The 15,850-nt window shown below is 60.5% G+C and carries 12 protein-coding genes; 9 read left to right on the top strand and 3 right to left on the bottom strand.

Translation table 11 applies throughout. The features are described from left to right. Positions 1-103: 103 nt before the first annotated feature. Complete coding sequence (gene rpsB, locus MRY17_RS06130; RefSeq protein ID WP_003219330.1) at positions 104-841, bottom strand: 30S ribosomal protein S2; 738 nt, start codon at positions 839-841, stop codon at positions 104-106. 387 nt (positions 842-1,228) lie between these two features. Between rpsB and map the strand changes: the two genes are divergently transcribed. The 4 genes from map to MRY17_RS06110 all read left to right on the top strand — a co-directional run bounded on the left by map (position 1,229) and on the right by MRY17_RS06110 (position 7,003). After that, positions 1,229-2,011 carry a type I methionyl aminopeptidase gene (gene map / locus MRY17_RS06125; protein ID WP_181283437.1) on the top strand — a complete coding sequence of 261 codons (783 nt, stop codon included), beginning with the start codon at positions 1,229-1,231 and terminating at the stop codon, positions 2,009-2,011. 59 nt (positions 2,012-2,070) lie between these two features. After that, a complete protein-coding gene (locus tag MRY17_RS06120) occupies positions 2,071-4,773 on the top strand; it encodes a [protein-PII] uridylyltransferase (protein ID WP_191951508.1) in 2,703 nt (900 codons plus the stop codon). A gap of 160 nt (positions 4,774-4,933) precedes the next feature. Beyond that, positions 4,934-6,133, top strand: a complete 1,200-nt coding sequence (dapC, locus tag MRY17_RS06115) for a succinyldiaminopimelate transaminase (RefSeq protein WP_243353445.1) — start codon at positions 4,934-4,936, stop codon at positions 6,131-6,133. A 126-nt stretch (positions 6,134-6,259) separates the two neighbouring features. Next, positions 6,260-7,003: a M12 family metallopeptidase gene (locus MRY17_RS06110; RefSeq protein WP_181283434.1), complete on the top strand. Its 744-nt coding sequence runs from the start codon at positions 6,260-6,262 to the stop codon at positions 7,001-7,003. Here the strand turns inward: MRY17_RS06110 and MRY17_RS06105 are convergent. Continuing rightward, a complete protein-coding gene (locus MRY17_RS06105) occupies positions 6,996-8,639 on the bottom strand; it encodes a Na+/H+ antiporter (protein ID WP_181283433.1) in 1,644 nt (547 codons plus the stop codon). The two genes, MRY17_RS06110 and MRY17_RS06105, sit on opposite strands and share 8 nt — an antisense overlap. Positions 8,640-8,907: 268 nt before the next feature. On the opposite strand from MRY17_RS06105, the gene MRY17_RS06100 reads away from it, so the two are divergent. The 4 genes from MRY17_RS06100 (at position 8,908) to MRY17_RS06085 (ending at position 11,968) form a co-directional block, all read left to right on the top strand. Continuing rightward, the gene (locus MRY17_RS06100; protein WP_243353918.1) at positions 8,908-9,216 is read left to right on the top strand and encodes an arsenate reductase; all 309 of its coding nucleotides are present in this window, start codon (positions 8,908-8,910) and stop codon (positions 9,214-9,216) included. Positions 9,217-9,248: 32 nt separating this feature from the next. Beyond that, complete coding sequence (gene dapD / locus MRY17_RS06095; RefSeq protein ID WP_181283432.1) at positions 9,249-10,283, top strand: 2,3,4,5-tetrahydropyridine-2,6-dicarboxylate N-succinyltransferase; 1,035 nt, start codon at positions 9,249-9,251, stop codon at positions 10,281-10,283. A 69-nt stretch (positions 10,284-10,352) separates the two neighbouring features. Then, the gene (locus MRY17_RS06090; protein WP_243353444.1) at positions 10,353-11,558 is read left to right on the top strand and encodes an aminotransferase class V-fold PLP-dependent enzyme; all 1,206 of its coding nucleotides are present in this window, start codon (positions 10,353-10,355) and stop codon (positions 11,556-11,558) included. Further along, positions 11,555-11,968: a SufE family protein gene (locus tag MRY17_RS06085; protein ID WP_243353443.1), complete on the top strand. Its 414-nt coding sequence runs from the start codon at positions 11,555-11,557 to the stop codon at positions 11,966-11,968. Before MRY17_RS06090 ends, MRY17_RS06085 begins: the two co-directional genes overlap by 4 nt. 115 nt (positions 11,969-12,083) lie before the next feature. Here MRY17_RS06085 and tcdA read toward each other — a convergent pair whose 3' ends face one another. Further along, positions 12,084-12,893, bottom strand: a complete 810-nt coding sequence (tcdA, locus tag MRY17_RS06080; protein ID WP_375154659.1) for a tRNA cyclic N6-threonylcarbamoyladenosine(37) synthase TcdA — start codon at positions 12,891-12,893, stop codon at positions 12,084-12,086. Positions 12,894-13,110: 217 nt separating this feature from the next. Between tcdA and MRY17_RS06075 the strand changes: the two genes are divergently transcribed. Next, positions 13,111-15,702: a glycosyltransferase gene (locus MRY17_RS06075; RefSeq protein WP_181283429.1), complete on the top strand. Its 2,592-nt coding sequence runs from the start codon at positions 13,111-13,113 to the stop codon at positions 15,700-15,702. Positions 15,703-15,850: the final 148 nt, after the last annotated feature.

The following is a 15,850-nucleotide window of genomic DNA, read 5'->3' as shown; positions in this document are numbered from 1 at the left end:
CTAGGTTGCGCTGCCACAAGCGGGCGCCGACAAACGGTTTTCGAGGTGGCAAAAAGGGGGCCAAGCCCCCTTTTTGCTTACTGAGTCAACGCCAGGGCGTCAGTTACTCAGCGGCAGCTACCGGAGCTTCTTCAACGAACTGCTCGGTACCACCAGCAACGTGGTTGCGACCACGGATTACCGCGTCAGCCATCGAACCCATGTACAGCTGGATAGCGCGGATTGCGTCATCGTTGCCTGGGATGATGTAGTCAACGCCTTCCGGGCTGCTGTTGGTATCGACTACGCCGATAACCGGGATGCCCAGCTTGTTGGCTTCGGTGATCGCGATGCGCTCGTGATCAACGTCGATAACGAACAGTGCGTCAGGCAGACCGCCCATGTCCTTGATACCACCCAGGGAACGATCGAGCTTTTCCAGGTCGCGAGTGCGCATCAGCGCCTCTTTCTTGGTCAGCTTGGCGAAAGTACCGTCTTCGGCCTGTACTTCAAGGTCACGCAGACGCTTGATGGAAGCACGGATGGTTTTGAAGTTGGTCAGCATGCCGCCCAACCAGCGGTGATCGACGTACGGCGAACCGCAACGTGCAGCTTCTTCAGCAACGATCTTGCCAGCGGAACGCTTGGTGCCGACGAACAGAATCTTGTTTTTGCCCTGGGCCAGGCGCTCTACGAAGGTCAGCGCTTCGTTGAACATCGGCAGGGTTTTTTCAAGGTTGATAATGTGGATCTTGTTACGTGCGCCGAAAATGTACTTGCCCATTTTCGGGTTCCAGTAACGGGTCTGGTGACCGAAGTGCACACCGGCCTTCAGCATATCGCGCATGTTGACTTGGGACATGATAGTTCCTTAATAAGTCGGGTTTGGCCTCCACGTATCCCAATGACCAACCAGCGGCATCAAGGCCTCCGGCACCCAGGTCATCGTGTCGACACGTGTGTGGATTTAAGCTCTGCGGGGTATCCCCGGAAAGCGGCGCATTTTATACCACAGCATCGGAAAAAACGGAACACGCATTCACGTTTGCCGCGCGAAGCGTTCACGTAACCCCTTGAATAGCGTTGACCTACCCCTACCTTATAGAGAGAAGCGATCATCACAGGCTCATGATTTGACGCGATCGTCTGTTAGAATCGCGTTTTTTGTGGCTTGTGCGAATTCTGCAACCTTTTGTCGCACGCCCGTAAACCGAATTGATTTCAGCGTATTGCGCTAGAGAGAGCCTGTATGACCGTAAGTTTGAAAACCGCCGAAGACATCGCCGGCATGCGCATTGCCGGCAAACTGGCTGCCGACGTGCTGGAAATGATCGCCGAGCACGTCAAGCCCGGCGTCACCACCGAAGAACTGAACCAGATCTGCCACGACTATATAGTCAACGTACAAGGCGCCATCCCTGCACCGCTGAACTACAAGGGTTTCCCCAAGTCGATCTGCACCTCGGTCAACCACGTGGTGTGCCATGGGATTCCGGGTGACAAACCGCTGAAGGATGGCGACACCCTGAACATCGACGTCACGGTGATCAAGGACCGTTACTTCGGTGACACCAGCCGCATGTTCCATGTCGGCACCGTGGCGCCGTGGGCCGAGCGCCTGTCCCAGGTGACCCAGGAATGCATGTACAAGGCCATCGAGATCGTCAAGCCCGGCTGCCGCCTGGGTGACATCGGCGAGGTGATCCAGAAGCACGCCGAAAAGAACGGCTTCTCGGTGGTGCGCGAGTTCTGCGGCCACGGCATCGGCACCGTGTTCCACGAAGAACCGCAGATCCTGCACTACGGCCGCGCCGGCACCGGCATGGAACTCAAGGCTGGCATGACCTTCACCATCGAGCCGATGATCAACCAGGGCAAGGCCGATACCAAGGTGCTGGGCGACGGCTGGACCGCCATCACCAAGGACCGCAAGCTTTCGGCCCAGTGGGAGCACACCCTGCTGGTCACGGAGACGGGCTACGAGATCTTCACCCTGCGCGCCGACGACACGATTCCACGCGTATCGGCGTAAAGGCCGTGCAGGTTTTCCCAACGGTGTAATGACTGACAGATAGAAAGGAAAGCCGATCAATGCCCCAGGTGGATCCCGAACTCTTCGACCGTGGCCAGTTCCAGGCCGAACTGGCGTTGAAGGCAAGCCCCATCGCCGCGTTCAAGAAGGCGATCCGCCAGGCGCGCGAGGTGCTCGACGCACGCTTTCGCAGCGGTCGCGACATACGCCGACTGATCGAGGATCGCGCCTGGTTTGTCGACAATATCCTGCAAAAAGCCTGGGAACAGTTCAGCTGGAGCACCGAGGCGGATATTGCCCTGGTGGCGGTCGGCGGCTACGGGCGTGGCGAGTTGCACCCCTACTCCGACATCGACCTGCTGATCCTGCTGGACAGCGCCGATCATGAGATTTTTCGCGATTCCATCGAGCGCTTTCTGACGCTGTTGTGGGACATCGGCCTGGAAGTCGGGCAGAGCGTACGCTCGGTCAAGGAGTGCGCCGAAGAGGCACGTGCCGACCTGACGGTCGTCACCAACCTGATGGAAAGCCGCACCATCTGCGGCCCCGAGCGCCTGCGCCAGCGCATGCTCGAGGTCACCAGCACCGCGCACATGTGGCCAAGCAAGGAGTTCTTCCTGGCCAAGCGCGCCGAGCAAAAGGCGCGGCACCACAAGTACAACGACACCGAATACAACCTGGAACCCAACGTCAAAGGCTCGCCGGGCGGGCTGCGCGATATCCAGACGATTTTGTGGGTCGCCCGCCGTCAATACGGCACCCTGAACCTGCGTGCCCTGGCCGGCGAGGGTTTTCTGGTGGAGAGCGAAAACGCGCTGCTGGCCTCGTCCCAGGAATTCCTGTGGAAAGTGCGCTACGCCCTGCACATGCTCGCCGGGCGCTCCGAGGACCGCCTGCTGTTCGACCACCAGCGCTCCATCGCGACCCTGCTGGGGTTTGAAGGCGAAGACGCGAAGACCAGCATCGAAAGCTTCATGCAGCAGTACTACCGGGTGGTGATGAGCATTGCCCAGCTCAGCGACCTGATCATCCAGCACTTCGAAGAAGTGATCCTGGCGCCCGAAGACGAAGCGCCTCCGCAGCCGATCAACGCGCGCTTCCAACTGCATGATGGCTACATCGAGGCGCGCAACGACAACGTGTTCCACCGTACACCGTTCGCCATGCTGGAGATCTTCGTGCTGATGGCCCAGCAGCCGGAAATCAAGGGCGTGCGCGCCGACACCATCCGCCTGCTGCGGGAAAACCGTCATCTGATCGACGATGCGTTTCGTCACGACATCCGCAACACCAGCCTGTTTATCGAACTGTTCAAGTGCAAGATCGGCATTCACCGCAACCTGCGACGGATGAACCGTTACGGCATCCTCGGGCGCTACCTGCCGGAGTTCGGCTTTATCGTCGGGCAGATGCAGCATGACCTGTTCCACATTTATACCGTGGACGCCCACACCCTGAACCTGATCAAGCACTTGCGTAAGTTGCAGTACACCCAGGTGTCAGAGAAATTCCCACTGGCCAGCAAGCTCATGGCCAAGCTGCCCAAGCCGGAACTGATTTACCTGGCCGGCCTGTACCACGACATCGGCAAAGGCCGGCATGGCGATCACTCGGAAATCGGCGCGGTCGATGCCGAAGCGTTCTGCCAGCGCCATCAGTTGCCGTTGTGGGACAGCCGCCTGATCGTGTGGCTGGTGCAGAACCACCTGGTGATGTCCACCACAGCCCAGCGCAAGGACTTGTCCGACCCGCAAGTCATCCACGACTTCGCGCAGACCGTCGGCGATGAAACTCGTCTGGACTACCTGTACGTGCTGACCGTCTCCGACATCAACGCCACCAACCCCACGCTCTGGAATTCCTGGCGCGCCAGCCTGTTGCGCCAGTTGTACACCGAGACCAAGCGCGCCCTGCGCCGTGGCCTGGAAAACCCGGTGGACCGCGAAGAGCAGATCCGCCGCACTCAAAGCGCGGCTCTGGATATTCTGGTGCGCGGTGGCAACGATCCGGATGACGTCGAACAACTGTGGTCGCAACTGGGGGACGATTACTTCCTGCGCCACACCGCCGGCGATGTCGCCTGGCACAGTGACGCCATTCTTCAACAGCCGCCCGATGGCGGCCCGCTGGTGCTGATCAAGGAAACCACCCAGCGCGAATTCGAAGGCGGCACGCAGATCTTCATCTACGCGCCGGACCAGCACGACTTCTTCGCCGTAACCGTGGCGGCCATGGACCAGCTCAACCTGAACATTCATGACGCCCGGGTGATCACCTCCAGCAGCCAGTTCACCCTCGACACCTACATTGTGCTCGACACCGATGGCGACTCGATTGGCGATAATCCGGTGCGCGTGAAGAAGATCCGCGAAGGCCTGACCGAAGCCCTGCGCAACCCGGATGATTACCCGACCATCATCCAGCGCCGGGTACCGCGCCAGCTCAAGCACTTTGCCTTTGCGCCCCAGGTGACAATTTCCAACGACGCCCAGCGTCCGGTCACCGTGCTGGAGCTCAGCGCGCCGGACCGGCCGGGTTTGCTGGCGCGCATCGGCGGGATTTTCCTGGAGTTCGACCTGTCGCTGCAAAACGCCAAGATCGCGACCCTCGGCGAGCGCGTGGAAGATGTGTTCTTCATCACCGACGCCGACAATCAGCCGCTGTCCGACCCTGAGCTGTGCCGCCGTTTGCAGGCGGCGATCGTGGAGCAATTGAGCGTCACCCAGGAGCCGGGCGTCGAGCTGACACGCTTGACCTTATGAACACCGGGCTTATATGGGAGGGGGCTTGCTCCCGCTAGCGGCCAGTCAGTTGATCTCTTTTTTTGCTGATCCACCGCTATCGGGGGCAAGCCCCCTCCCACCTTTAGCTCTGCCTTGCCTGCAGACCGCATACTTTCCACCGAATTGAACGAGACTTGCGATGAACAACGCCCTGAACCAGCTGCAGCCTTACCCGTTCGAGAAACTGCGCGCCCTGCTCGGCAGCGTTACACCGAACCCGGACAAACGCCCGATTGCGCTGTCCATCGGCGAACCCAAGCACAAATCTCCGGCGTTCGTCGCCGAGGCGCTGAGCAACAACCTCGACCAGATGGCGGTGTACCCGACCACACTGGGTATCCCCGCACTGCGCGAGGCGATTGGCGCCTGGTGCGAGCGCCGCTTCAACGTCCCTGCAGGGTGGCTGGACCCGGCGCGCAACATCCTGCCGGTCAACGGTACGCGAGAGGCCTTGTTCGCCTTTACCCAGACCGTGGTCAACCGTGGCGACGACGCGCTGGTGGTCAGCCCGAACCCGTTCTACCAGATCTACGAAGGCGCCGCGTTCCTGGCCGGGGCCAAGCCGCATTACCTGGCGTGCCTGGACTCCAATGGCTTCAACCCGGACTTCGATGCCGTATCGCCGGACATCTGGAAACGCTGCCAGATTCTGTTCCTGTGCTCCCCGGGCAACCCGACCGGTGCGCTGATTCCGGTGGGAACCCTGAAAAAGCTGATCGCCCTGGCCGACGAGTACGATTTCGTGATCGCCGCCGACGAATGCTACAGCGAGCTGTACCTTGACGAACACACCCCGCCGCCGGGCCTGTTGAGCGCCTGCGTCGAACTGGGTCGCCAGGACTTCAAGCGTTGCGTGGTGTTTCACAGCCTGTCCAAGCGCTCCAACCTGCCCGGCCTGCGCTCGGGCTTTGTCGCCGGCGACGCCGAGATTCTCAAGGCTTTCCTGCTGTACCGCACCTACCACGGCTGCGCGATGCCGGTGCAAACCCAGTTGGCCAGCATCGCAGCCTGGCAGGACGAGGCCCACGTACTGGCCAACCGTGACCTGTATCGCGAAAAGTTCGACGCAGTGCTGGCGATCCTCAAGCCGGTGCTGGATGTGCGCAGCCCGGACGGCGGCTTTTATCTGTGGCCGGATGTAAACGGTGACGACGCTGCGTTCTGTCGTGATTTGTTCGTGGAAGAACATGTGACGGTGGTGCCGGGCTCTTACCTGTCCCGCGAAGTCGATGGTTTCAACCCAGGCGCAGGGCGTGTGCGCCTGGCATTGGTTGCACCCTTGGCCGAATGCGTCGAAGCGGCTGAGCGGATTCGCGCTTTCATTCAGCGTCGCGTTTGAATTTCAGGCCGCTCCCCCACCGTGGGAGCGGCCATTACCGATGTATCTTGCAACCCATAAAACGGGAACAAAGCCTGTTAAATGCTCCACCCACGTTCATCCGGTACACATGTTCAGGTGAACGACATGCCCCTCACGATCCCAACCAGCCCCGTCTCTCCTCACGCCGTGAGCGCACCTGCAAGTAGACGTAAACGCGGCGTCGCCATGCCCGACAAACTCTGGCCTCAACATTCAGTGCTGACCATCTCGCGACTGAACATGACCCAGGAACAAAAGGATCTGGTAAAGCACAACATCAATAAATGGGCGCCGCACACCAATCTCTACTTCAAGTTCATTGACAGCCCCGACGGCGATATACGCATCACGGCAGACAATACCACTGGCCCTGGATGGTCAAAAGTGGGCACCGATGCCAAAAAGGTTGCGTTATCCGAGCCCACCATGGGCATCAGCTTCACACGCTCCGCCGACAGCGTCGCCGCCACGATCCAGCATGAATTCGGCCATGCCTTGGGCTTGAAACACGAGCACCAGCACCCTGACCGGACATTGGATTTGAACAGGCAGACTATCTACGACGAGTACGAATCGCGGGGACAATTCAGTTATGAGGCCGATAACGATATCGTCAGTACATTTTCGCGCAGCCAGGTAAAGACCTCTGCAGACTATGATGACAAATCCATCATGCACTATGGCTTTTCCGCCTCAAGACTCAACAGCGGCCCCCCTATACCGCGCAACTTCAAACTGTCTGAAGGCGATAAAAAGTTCATGCAGTCGCTTTATCCAGAAGATCAGACACTGCTGGGCAAAGTGCTCAGCTCAAGCATCCGTGCAATGATCAGCAGCACCACTACTTGATACTTCCCAAGTTCGCTTCACTCATATCCAGGTCGGCCAATACTTCGCGCAGTACATCGTCGCCAATCTGGTGTTGACGACTCAAACGGTAGAGCTCCAGGCGCTGTGCGCGTAGCGCCTTGAGCCTCAGCCTGCGCTCCAGCAAATCCATCTGCAGCGCCAGTGCCTGGGCCTCGGCCGAATCATTGAATACGTCCAACTGGTGGCGATACTCCGCCATCAGCCGCGCCTTGAGTTCGGTGGCCAATGCCGCTTGAGCGGCGTCCGGCGTTTGGGCTTCGACGGGTTCTTCGACCTCCAGCGCATGGATCGCCGCCACCGCGGTCTTCTTCCAGGCCTCGCGCACTTCGTTATGGCGCTTCTCATCCGGGCCTTTCTCGACACCCCGCAGCAGCAACGGCAGGGCAATGCAGGCGGCGACCAGCGACAGCAGGATGACCCCGGCGGCGATAAAGATCAGCAGGTCACGCTCAGGGAAGTCCTGCCCCGGCGCCAGCAGCAAGGGCACCGACATGACACCCGCCAACGTCACCGCACCGCGTACACCGCCGACGGTCAACAACCAGCAGGAACGGGCGGTCGGCACCAGGGTCAGCGCACTTTTGCCGCGCAGCCTGCGCAGCAGACCGGACAGCCGCCAGATGCTCTGCACCCAGATAAAGCGCAATACCACCAACACCAGGAAAATCGCGATGACATCCAGGCAACGATAAAAAAGCGTTGGCCACAGCGTCGGTTCATGGCTCACAACCGCCTTGATGATGTCCGGCAGTTGCAAACCGAGCAGCAAAAAGATCAAACCGTTGAAGGCGAATTCCAGCAGCGACCAGACACTGCGATTGAGCAAACGCGTGCTGGTCTGGCGTGGCAGCAAGTCCAGCCAACTCTGCATCATGCCCGCCGCCACCGCCGACAAAATGCCAGAAGCGCCCAAACGCTCTGCCAGCACGTACGCCGCGAACGGCAACAACAACATGAACACCACATGGGTCGCCGGGTCATCCCACCCCCGCGCAATCATCCAGGCGCGCAGGCGGCCGACCAGCCAGCTCAACGCTACCCCGATGGCGAGCCCGCCCACGGCCACCAGTACAAACGTCAGGCTGGCATCGGCCAGCGAAAACACACCGGTCAACGCCGCCGCCAGGGCAAATTTGAAGGTCACCAGGCCCGAAGCGTCATTCATCAAGGCTTCGCCCTGAAGCATGTGCATCAACGGCTTGGGTAAACGATTCTGGGAAATGGCCGACACCGCCACGGCGTCCGTGGGCGAGAGCACTGCTGCCAGGGCAAAGGCCACCGGCAAGGGAATCGAGGGCAGCAACCAATGAATGAAGTAGCCGGCACCGACCACGGTGAACAGCACCAGCCCCACGGCCAATGTCAGGATCGGCCCGCGCAAGCGCCACAATTCTCGCTTGGGCATGCGCCAGCCATCGGAAAACAGCAACGGCGGCAAGAACAGAAACAGAAACAGCTCCGGGTCCAGCGCCACGTGCAGGCCCAGTGTTGGCCAGGCCAGCAAGGCCCCGGCGGCAATCTGCAGCAACGGCAGCGGCAGCGGGATGATGCGCCCGACCAGGCGCGAAACGCTGACCAGCATCAGCAGGATCAGAACGGTGTAAGCGGTTTGCATAACGCGGGTTTCCCGGACAATCGACTTGCAATGACACACATCAGGCAACAACCGGCCGTTGAAGTGCCCTATAACCCGGCTATGTTAACTGGCTATGCCACGCGCCGGCGCTTGCACAAAAGTCGCACCGTGCTGACGAGCGGCGCTGAAATGCGCTGGGCGTGGCATAATCCGCGATCATTCGTTTTTTCATTGGTCCAGAGGGGGCAATTCCTTGACTGTTTCAAGCAAAACCTTGCACCTTTTCGGCATCAAAGCCTGCGACACCATGAAAAAGGCGCGCACCTGGCTCGATGAGCACGGGGTGAGCTATGAGTTCCATGACTACAAAACGGCCGGTATCGACCGCGAACACTTGACCCAATGGTGCAACGAGCACGGTTGGCAGGTGGTGTTGAACCGTGCGGGCACGACTTTTCGCAAACTCGAAGACGAACGCAAAGCCGATCTCGATCAGTCGAAAGCCATTGAATTGATGCTCGCACAACCCTCGATGATCAAGCGCCCGGTGCTCGATCTCGGTGACAGAACCCTGATTGGCTTCAAGCCAGATAGTTATTCGGCGGCCCTCACGTAGGTCAGCCCTTCCATTTTTGTAGAGGTAACAGCATGTCCCATTCCCTGTTCAGCCTGGGCTTCGGCGTCGGCACTCAGAACCGCCAAGGTGCTTGGCTGGAAGTGTTTTACGCACAGCCCCTGCTCAACCCGTCGGCAGAAATCGTCGCGGCCATCGCACCGATCCTGGGTTACACCGAAGGTAATCAAGCGATAACGTTCACCATCAGCCAGGCGCTGCAACTGGCCGACGCGCTCAAAAACGTCGATGCCACCCAAGCTGCGCTGCTCAATCGACTCGCCGAGAGCCACACCCCGCTGGTCGCGACACTGTTGGCCGAAGACGCCGCACTGACCTCCACGCCAGAGGCTTACCTCAAGCTGCACCTGCTGTCCCATCGCCTGGTCAAGCCCCATGGCCTGAGCCTGGCCGGTGTATTCCCGCAGCTGCCGAACGTGGCGTGGACCAGCCAGGGCGCCATCGATATCAATGAGCTGGCCGAACGCCAGCTGGAAGCGCGCCTGCGGGGCGAGCTGCTGGAAGTGTTCTCGGTGGACAAATTCCCGAAAATGACCGACTACGTGGTGCCGAGCGGTGTGCGTATCGCTGACGCAGCCCGCCTGCGCCTGGGCGCCTATGTCGGCGAAGGCACCACCGTCATGCACGAAGGCTTCGTCAACTTCAACGCCGGCACCGAAGGCCCGGGCATGATCGAAGGCCGTGTATCGGCGGGCGTGTTCGTCGGCAAGGGTTCGGACCTGGGCGGCGGCTGCTCCACCATGGGCACCCTGTCGGGTGGCGGCAACATTGTGATCAAGGTCGGCGAAGGCTGCCTGATCGGCGCCAATGCCGGTATCGGTATCCCGCTGGGCGACCGCAACACCGTGGAGTCCGGCCTGTATGTGACCGCCGGGACCAAGGTTGCGCTGCTGGACGAGAAGAACCAACTGGTCAAAGTGGTCAAGGCGCGTGAACTGGCCGGCCAGCCGGACCTGCTGTTCCGCCGCAACTCCGAGACCGGTGCCGTGGAGTGCAAAACCCACAAATCGGCCATCGAACTGAACGAAGCGCTGCACGCTCACAACTAAGCAGCCACTCGATGCCCCCTGGCGAGTCGCACCTTCGGTTGCGGCTCGCTTATACGAGTTTTTAACATCATGCTTGTGCCCTCCCCCTGGCGCGCTGACTTTCCAGCCATCGCCACCCTGCAACGGCAGGACCAGACCTACCTGGACAGCGCCGCCACCACGCAGAAACCTCAAGCCCTGTTGGACGCGATCAGCCATTACTACGCCAACGGCGCAGCCAATGTGCACCGTGCCCAGCATTTGCCTGGGGCCCATGCGACCCAGGCATTTGAAGACAGTCGCAGCAAGGCGGCGCAGTGGTTGAATGCGAGCGACAGCGGGCAGGTGGTGTTTACCCACGGCGCAACCTCTGCGCTGAACCTCCTGGCTTACGGCCTGGAGCATTTATTCAATGCGGGCGATGAAATTGCCATCAGCGCCCTGGAGCACCACGCCAACCTGCTGCCCTGGCAGCAACTGGCCAAGCGTCGCGCCCTGACATTGGTGGTATTGCCGCTGACCAATGACGGCGTGCTTGACCTTGATGCCGCCACCCGGCTGATCGGCCCGCGCACGCGACTGTTGGCGGTAAGCCAGTTATCTAACGTACTCGGGGCCTGGCAGCCCCTCGACACCTTGCTGGGGCTGGCCCGCCTGCACGGCGCGCTGACGGTGGTCGACGGCGCCCAGGGCATCGTGCATGGGCGCCACGACGTACAAGCCCTGGGCTGCGATTTCTACGTATTTTCCAGCCACAAGCTGTACGGCCCGGACGGGGTCGGCGTGCTCTACGGCCGTAACGAAGCGTTGCATCACCTGCGCCACTGGCAGTTTGGCGGTGAAATGGTGCAACAGGCCGATTACAACAGCGCCAGCTTCCGCCCTGCCCCGCTGGGTTTTGAAGCCGGCACGCCGCCGATTGCCGGTGTGATCGGCCTGGGGGCGACGCTGGATTACCTGGCCTCGCTGGATCAACAGGCGGTGGTCAGGCATGAAGCGGCGCTGCACGACTATTTATTGCGCGGCTTGAAGGCGCGCAAGGGTGTATGTGTATTGGGTACGCCGCAGGTGGCGCTGGTCAGCTTCGTGGTCGAGGGCGTGCACAATGCCGACCTCGCGCATCTGCTGACCGAACAAGGGATTGCCGTGCGTGCCGGCCATCACTGCGCGATGCCGTTGCTGAAGATGATGAATCTGTCAGGAGCAATCCGGGTTTCCCTGGCGCTCTACAACGATTCCGACGACTTGGAGCGCTTTTTTGAAGCGCTGGATCGGGCGCTGGATATGCTGCGATGAGCTTGCCGCTGGATGCGCAAGCCGCGCTGGAAGCCTTTCAGGCCGTTGGCAGTTGGGAGCAGCGCGCGCGGATGCTGATGCAATGGGGTGAACGTTTGCCCGTCCTGGCTGATGACGAAAAGGTCGACGCCAACCTGGTGAACGGTTGCGAAAGCCTGGTGTGGCTGACCGGCCGCTTGCAGCACGGCCATTGGCAGTTTGCCGCGAGCAGCGACGCGCGGATGATTCGTGGATTGGTGGCGCTGTTGTTGGCGCGGGTAAACGGGCTGTCGGCCGCTGAGTTGCGGGCGGTTGATCTGCCTGAGTGGTTCAATCAACTGGGCTTGTCGCGCCAGTTGTCACCGTCGCGCAGCAACGGTTTGAATGCGGTCTTGCAGCGCATGCGCGAATTAAGCCGTACACAACACTAAATGTGGGAGGGGGCTTGCCCCCGATGCGGTGTGTCAGCCACAGATTTATTGGCTGATCCATCGCTATCGGGGGCAAGCCCCCTCCCACATTTTGAACGGCGTAAAGTCCTGAGATTCAGGTGGGCTTGACCCGCTCAGACGGCCTGCGCACCCCGGCCACAATCTTGTCCACCGCCTTGGTCGCCGCCACCATGCCGAACGTTGCCGTGACCATCATCACAGCGCCAAACCCGCCCGCGCAGTCCAACTTCACTCCGTCGCCAACAAAACTCTTCTGCAAACAGATACTGCCGTCCGGCTTGGGATAGCGCAGCTGTTCGGTGGAAAACACACAGGGCACGCTGTAATGGCGGGTCACCGTGCGTGAGAAACCATAGTCACGGCGCAGGGTGGAGCGCACTTTCGAGGCCAGCGGGTCATTGAACGTGCGGTTCAGGTCGCACACCTGGATCAGCGTGGGGTCGATCTGCCCGCCGGCGCCGCCGGTGGTAATGATCTGGATCTTGCGCCGCTTGCACCAGGCGATCAGCGCCGCCTTGGCGTTGACCGCGTCGATGCAGTCGATCACGCAGTCGATATTGGGCGTGATGTACTCGGCCATGGTGTCGCGGGTCACAAAGTCCGCCACCGCATGCACCGTGCACGCCGGGTTGATGCCGCGCAGGCGATCAGCCATCACCTCGACCTTGGGTTTGCCCACGGTGCTGTCCAGTGCATGCAACTGGCGGTTGCTGTTGCTGACGCAGACATCATCCAGGTCAAACAGCGAAATCTCGCCCACCCCGCAACGGGCCATGGCTTCCGCCGCCCACGAGCCCACGCCACCGACGCCGACGATCGCCACATGGGCCGCTTTCAAGCGCTCCAGGCCTTCAATGCCATATAAGCGGGCGACGCCTGCAAACCTCGGATCTTCTGTGCTCATGACCATTACCCTAAAAACCGGCGCGCATTATGGACTACACAGCGACAAGTTCGAAGCGACAAGCTACAAGTAAAGAACTTAGACGGCCTTTCGCTGACTAACGTCCGGCTTTTCTCTGTCCGCTGTACGCTCAGGGAAAGGCCGGTGTAGGATGCGCGCCGGTTGGCGTAGGCCGACACCTCTTTTCGTTCCACACCCTTTGGAACCCGACATAGCCATGGCATCGCGTAAATTTGGACTCAACCTGGTGATTGTGCTGGCAATTGCCGCGCTGTTCACCGGTTTCTGGGCGTTGATCAACCGCCCGGTCACCGCCCCCAACTGGCCTGAACAGATCTCCGGGTTTTCCTACTCGCCGTTCCAGCAAGGCCAATACCCACAGAAAGACCAGTATCCGACCGATGAGCAGATGCGTCGCGACCTCGAGATCATGAGCAAGCTGACGGACAACATCCGCACCTACTCGGTCGACGGTACCCTGGGCGATATCCCCAAGCTGGCCGAAGAGTTCGGCCTGCGGGTAACCCTGGGGATCTGGATCAGCCCGGACCTTGAGCGCAACGAACGGGAAATCCAGCGTGCCATCGAGATCGCCAACAGCTCACGCAGTGTGGTACGGGTGGTGGTCGGTAACGAGGCGCTGTTCCGCGAGGAAATCACCCCCGAAGCGCTGATCGTGCTGCTGGACCGCGTGCGTGCCGCTGTGAAAGTGCCGGTGACCACCTCCGAGCAATGGCATATCTGGGAAAAGAACCCGCAACTGGCCAAGCACGTCGACCTGATTGCCGCGCACATCCTGCCGTTCTGGGAATTTATTCCGATGGACAAGGCCGGCCAGTACGTACTCGACCGCGCCAGGGATCTGAAGAAACTGTTCCCGAAAAAGCCGTTGCTGCTGTCGGAGGTTGGCTGGCCGAGCAACGGGCGCATGCGCGGTGGCAATGAAACGTCGCCAGCGGACCAAGCGGTTTACCTGCGTACACTGGTTAATAAACTGAACCGCCAGGGCTTCAACTACTTCGTGATCGAAGCGTTCGACCAGCCCTGGAAAGTCAGCGACGAAGGTTCGGCCGGCGCCTACTGGGGCGTGTTCAACGCTGCGCGCCAGCAGAAATTCAACTTTGAAGGCCCGGTGGTCGCGATCCCGCAATGGCGCGTACTGGCCATCGGCTCGGTGGTGCTGGCCCTGCTCTCCCTGACATTGCTGATGATCGACGGCTCGGCTTTGCGCCAGCGTGGCCGCACCTTCCTCACGTTTATTGCGTTCCTGTGCGGTTCGGTGCTGGTGTGGATCGGCTACGACTACAGCCAGCAATACAGCACCTGGTTCAGCGTCACCGTCGGTATCCTCCTGGCCCTTGGCGCCCTGGGCGTGTTTATCGTGCTGCTGACCGAAGCCCACGAACTGGCGGAAGCGGTGTGGACCCACAAGCGTCGGCGTGAATTCCTGCCGGTCGAGGGAGAATCGGACTACCGCCCCAAAGTGTCGATCCATGTGCCGTGCTACAACGAGCCGCCGGAGATGGTCAAACAGACCCTCGATGCCCTGGCGGCGCTCGATTACCCGGACTACGAAGTCCTGATCATCGACAACAACACCAAGGACCCGGCGGTGTGGGAACCGGTGCGCGACTACTGCGCAACCCTCGGTCCGCGCTTCAAGTTCTTCCACGTCGCGCCCCTGGCCGGCTTCAAGGGCGGCGCGCTGAACTACCTGATTCCGCATACTGCCAAGGATGCTGAGGTGATCGCGGTGATCGACTCCGATTACTGCGTGTCGCCCAATTGGCTCAAGCACATGGTGCCGCACTTCGCCGACCCGAAAATCGCCGTGGTGCAGTCGCCGCAGGATTATCGCGACCAGAACGAAAGCACTTTCAAGAAGCTCTGCTACGCGGAATACAAGGGCTTCTTCCATATCGGCATGGTCACCCGTAATGACCGCGACGCGATCATCCAGCACGGCACCATGACCATGACCCGTCGCTCGGTGCTCGAAGAACTGGGCTGGGCCGACTGGTGCATCTGTGAAGACGCCGAACTGGGCCTGCGCGTGTTCGAGAAAGGTCTGTCGGCGGCGTATTACCACGACAGCTACGGCAAGGGCCTGATGCCGGATACCTTTATCGACTTCAAGAAACAGCGTTTCCGCTGGGCCTACGGCGCGATCCAGATCATCAAGCGCCACACCGCCAGCCTGCTGCGCGGCAAGGGCACCGAGCTGACCCGTGGCCAGCGCTATCACTTCCTCGCGGGCTGGCTGCCGTGGGTGGCCGATGGCATGAACATCTTCTTCACCGTCGGCGCGCTGCTGTGGTCGGCGGCGATGATCATCGTGCCGACCCGGGTCGATCCGCCGTTGTTGATTTTCGCAATTCCGCCGCTGGCGTTGTTCGTGTTCAAGGTGGGCAAGATCATCTTCCTGTACCGCCGTGCGGTCGGGGTGAACCTCAAGGATGCCTTCTGCGCGGCCCTCGCCGGCCTGGCGTTGTCGCACACCATCGCCAAGGCGGTGCTGTACGGCTTCTTCACCACCAGCATTCCGTTCTTTCGTACACCGAAAAACGCCGATAACCATGGCTTCTGGGTGGCGATTTCCGAAGCCCGCGAAGAAATGTTCATCATGCTGCTGTTGTGGGGTGCGGCACTGGGGATCTACCTGGTGCAGGGCCTGCCGAGCAATGACATGCGCTTCTGGGTGGTGATGCTGCTGGTGCAGTCGCTGCCGTATGTGGCTGCGTTGATCATGGCGTTCCTGTCGTCGCTGCCGAAACCGGCACCGAAGGCCGAGCCTGTCACGGCGGTGTAAAAACTTGCGCAATGCACTAAACGGCGGCCCTTGGCCGCCGTTTTGCTATAAGATAACGGCCGTTTTACACGCCTTGCACACATCACTGTAGGAGCGAGCTTGCTCGCGAAAATCGTTAACGATGACCCGGGCACCCTGAACGCACGCG

Source organism: Pseudomonas orientalis, from assembly GCF_022807995.1.
Taxonomy (GTDB): domain Bacteria; phylum Pseudomonadota; class Gammaproteobacteria; order Pseudomonadales; family Pseudomonadaceae; genus Aquipseudomonas; species Aquipseudomonas orientalis_B.
The sequence above is the reverse complement of the archived record's forward strand: the minus strand, read 5'-3'. Positions and strand labels throughout refer to the sequence as shown.

Bases quoted from the DNA above. Each gene is read 5' to 3' on its own strand.
- rpsB (WP_003219330.1), bottom strand. From the start codon at position 841: ATGTCCCAAGTCAACATGCGCGATATGCTGAAGGCCGGTGTGCACTTC.
- map (WP_181283437.1), top strand. From the start codon at position 1,229: ATGACCGTAAGTTTGAAAACCGCCGAAGACATCGCCGGCATGCGCATT.
- MRY17_RS06120 (WP_191951508.1), top strand. From the start codon at position 2,071: ATGCCCCAGGTGGATCCCGAACTCTTCGACCGTGGCCAGTTCCAGGCC.
- dapC (WP_243353445.1), top strand. From the start codon at position 4,934: ATGAACAACGCCCTGAACCAGCTGCAGCCTTACCCGTTCGAGAAACTG.
- MRY17_RS06110 (WP_181283434.1), top strand. From the start codon at position 6,260: ATGCCCCTCACGATCCCAACCAGCCCCGTCTCTCCTCACGCCGTGAGC.
- MRY17_RS06105 (WP_181283433.1), bottom strand. From the start codon at position 8,639: ATGCAAACCGCTTACACCGTTCTGATCCTGCTGATGCTGGTCAGCGTT.
- MRY17_RS06100 (WP_243353918.1), top strand. From the start codon at position 8,908: ATGAAAAAGGCGCGCACCTGGCTCGATGAGCACGGGGTGAGCTATGAG.
- dapD (WP_181283432.1), top strand. From the start codon at position 9,249: ATGTCCCATTCCCTGTTCAGCCTGGGCTTCGGCGTCGGCACTCAGAAC.
- MRY17_RS06090 (WP_243353444.1), top strand. From the start codon at position 10,353: ATGCTTGTGCCCTCCCCCTGGCGCGCTGACTTTCCAGCCATCGCCACC.
- MRY17_RS06085 (WP_243353443.1), top strand. From the start codon at position 11,555: ATGAGCTTGCCGCTGGATGCGCAAGCCGCGCTGGAAGCCTTTCAGGCC.
- tcdA (WP_375154659.1), bottom strand. From the start codon at position 12,893: ATGAGCACAGAAGATCCGAGGTTTGCAGGCGTCGCCCGCTTATATGGC.
- MRY17_RS06075 (WP_181283429.1), top strand. From the start codon at position 13,111: ATGGCATCGCGTAAATTTGGACTCAACCTGGTGATTGTGCTGGCAATT.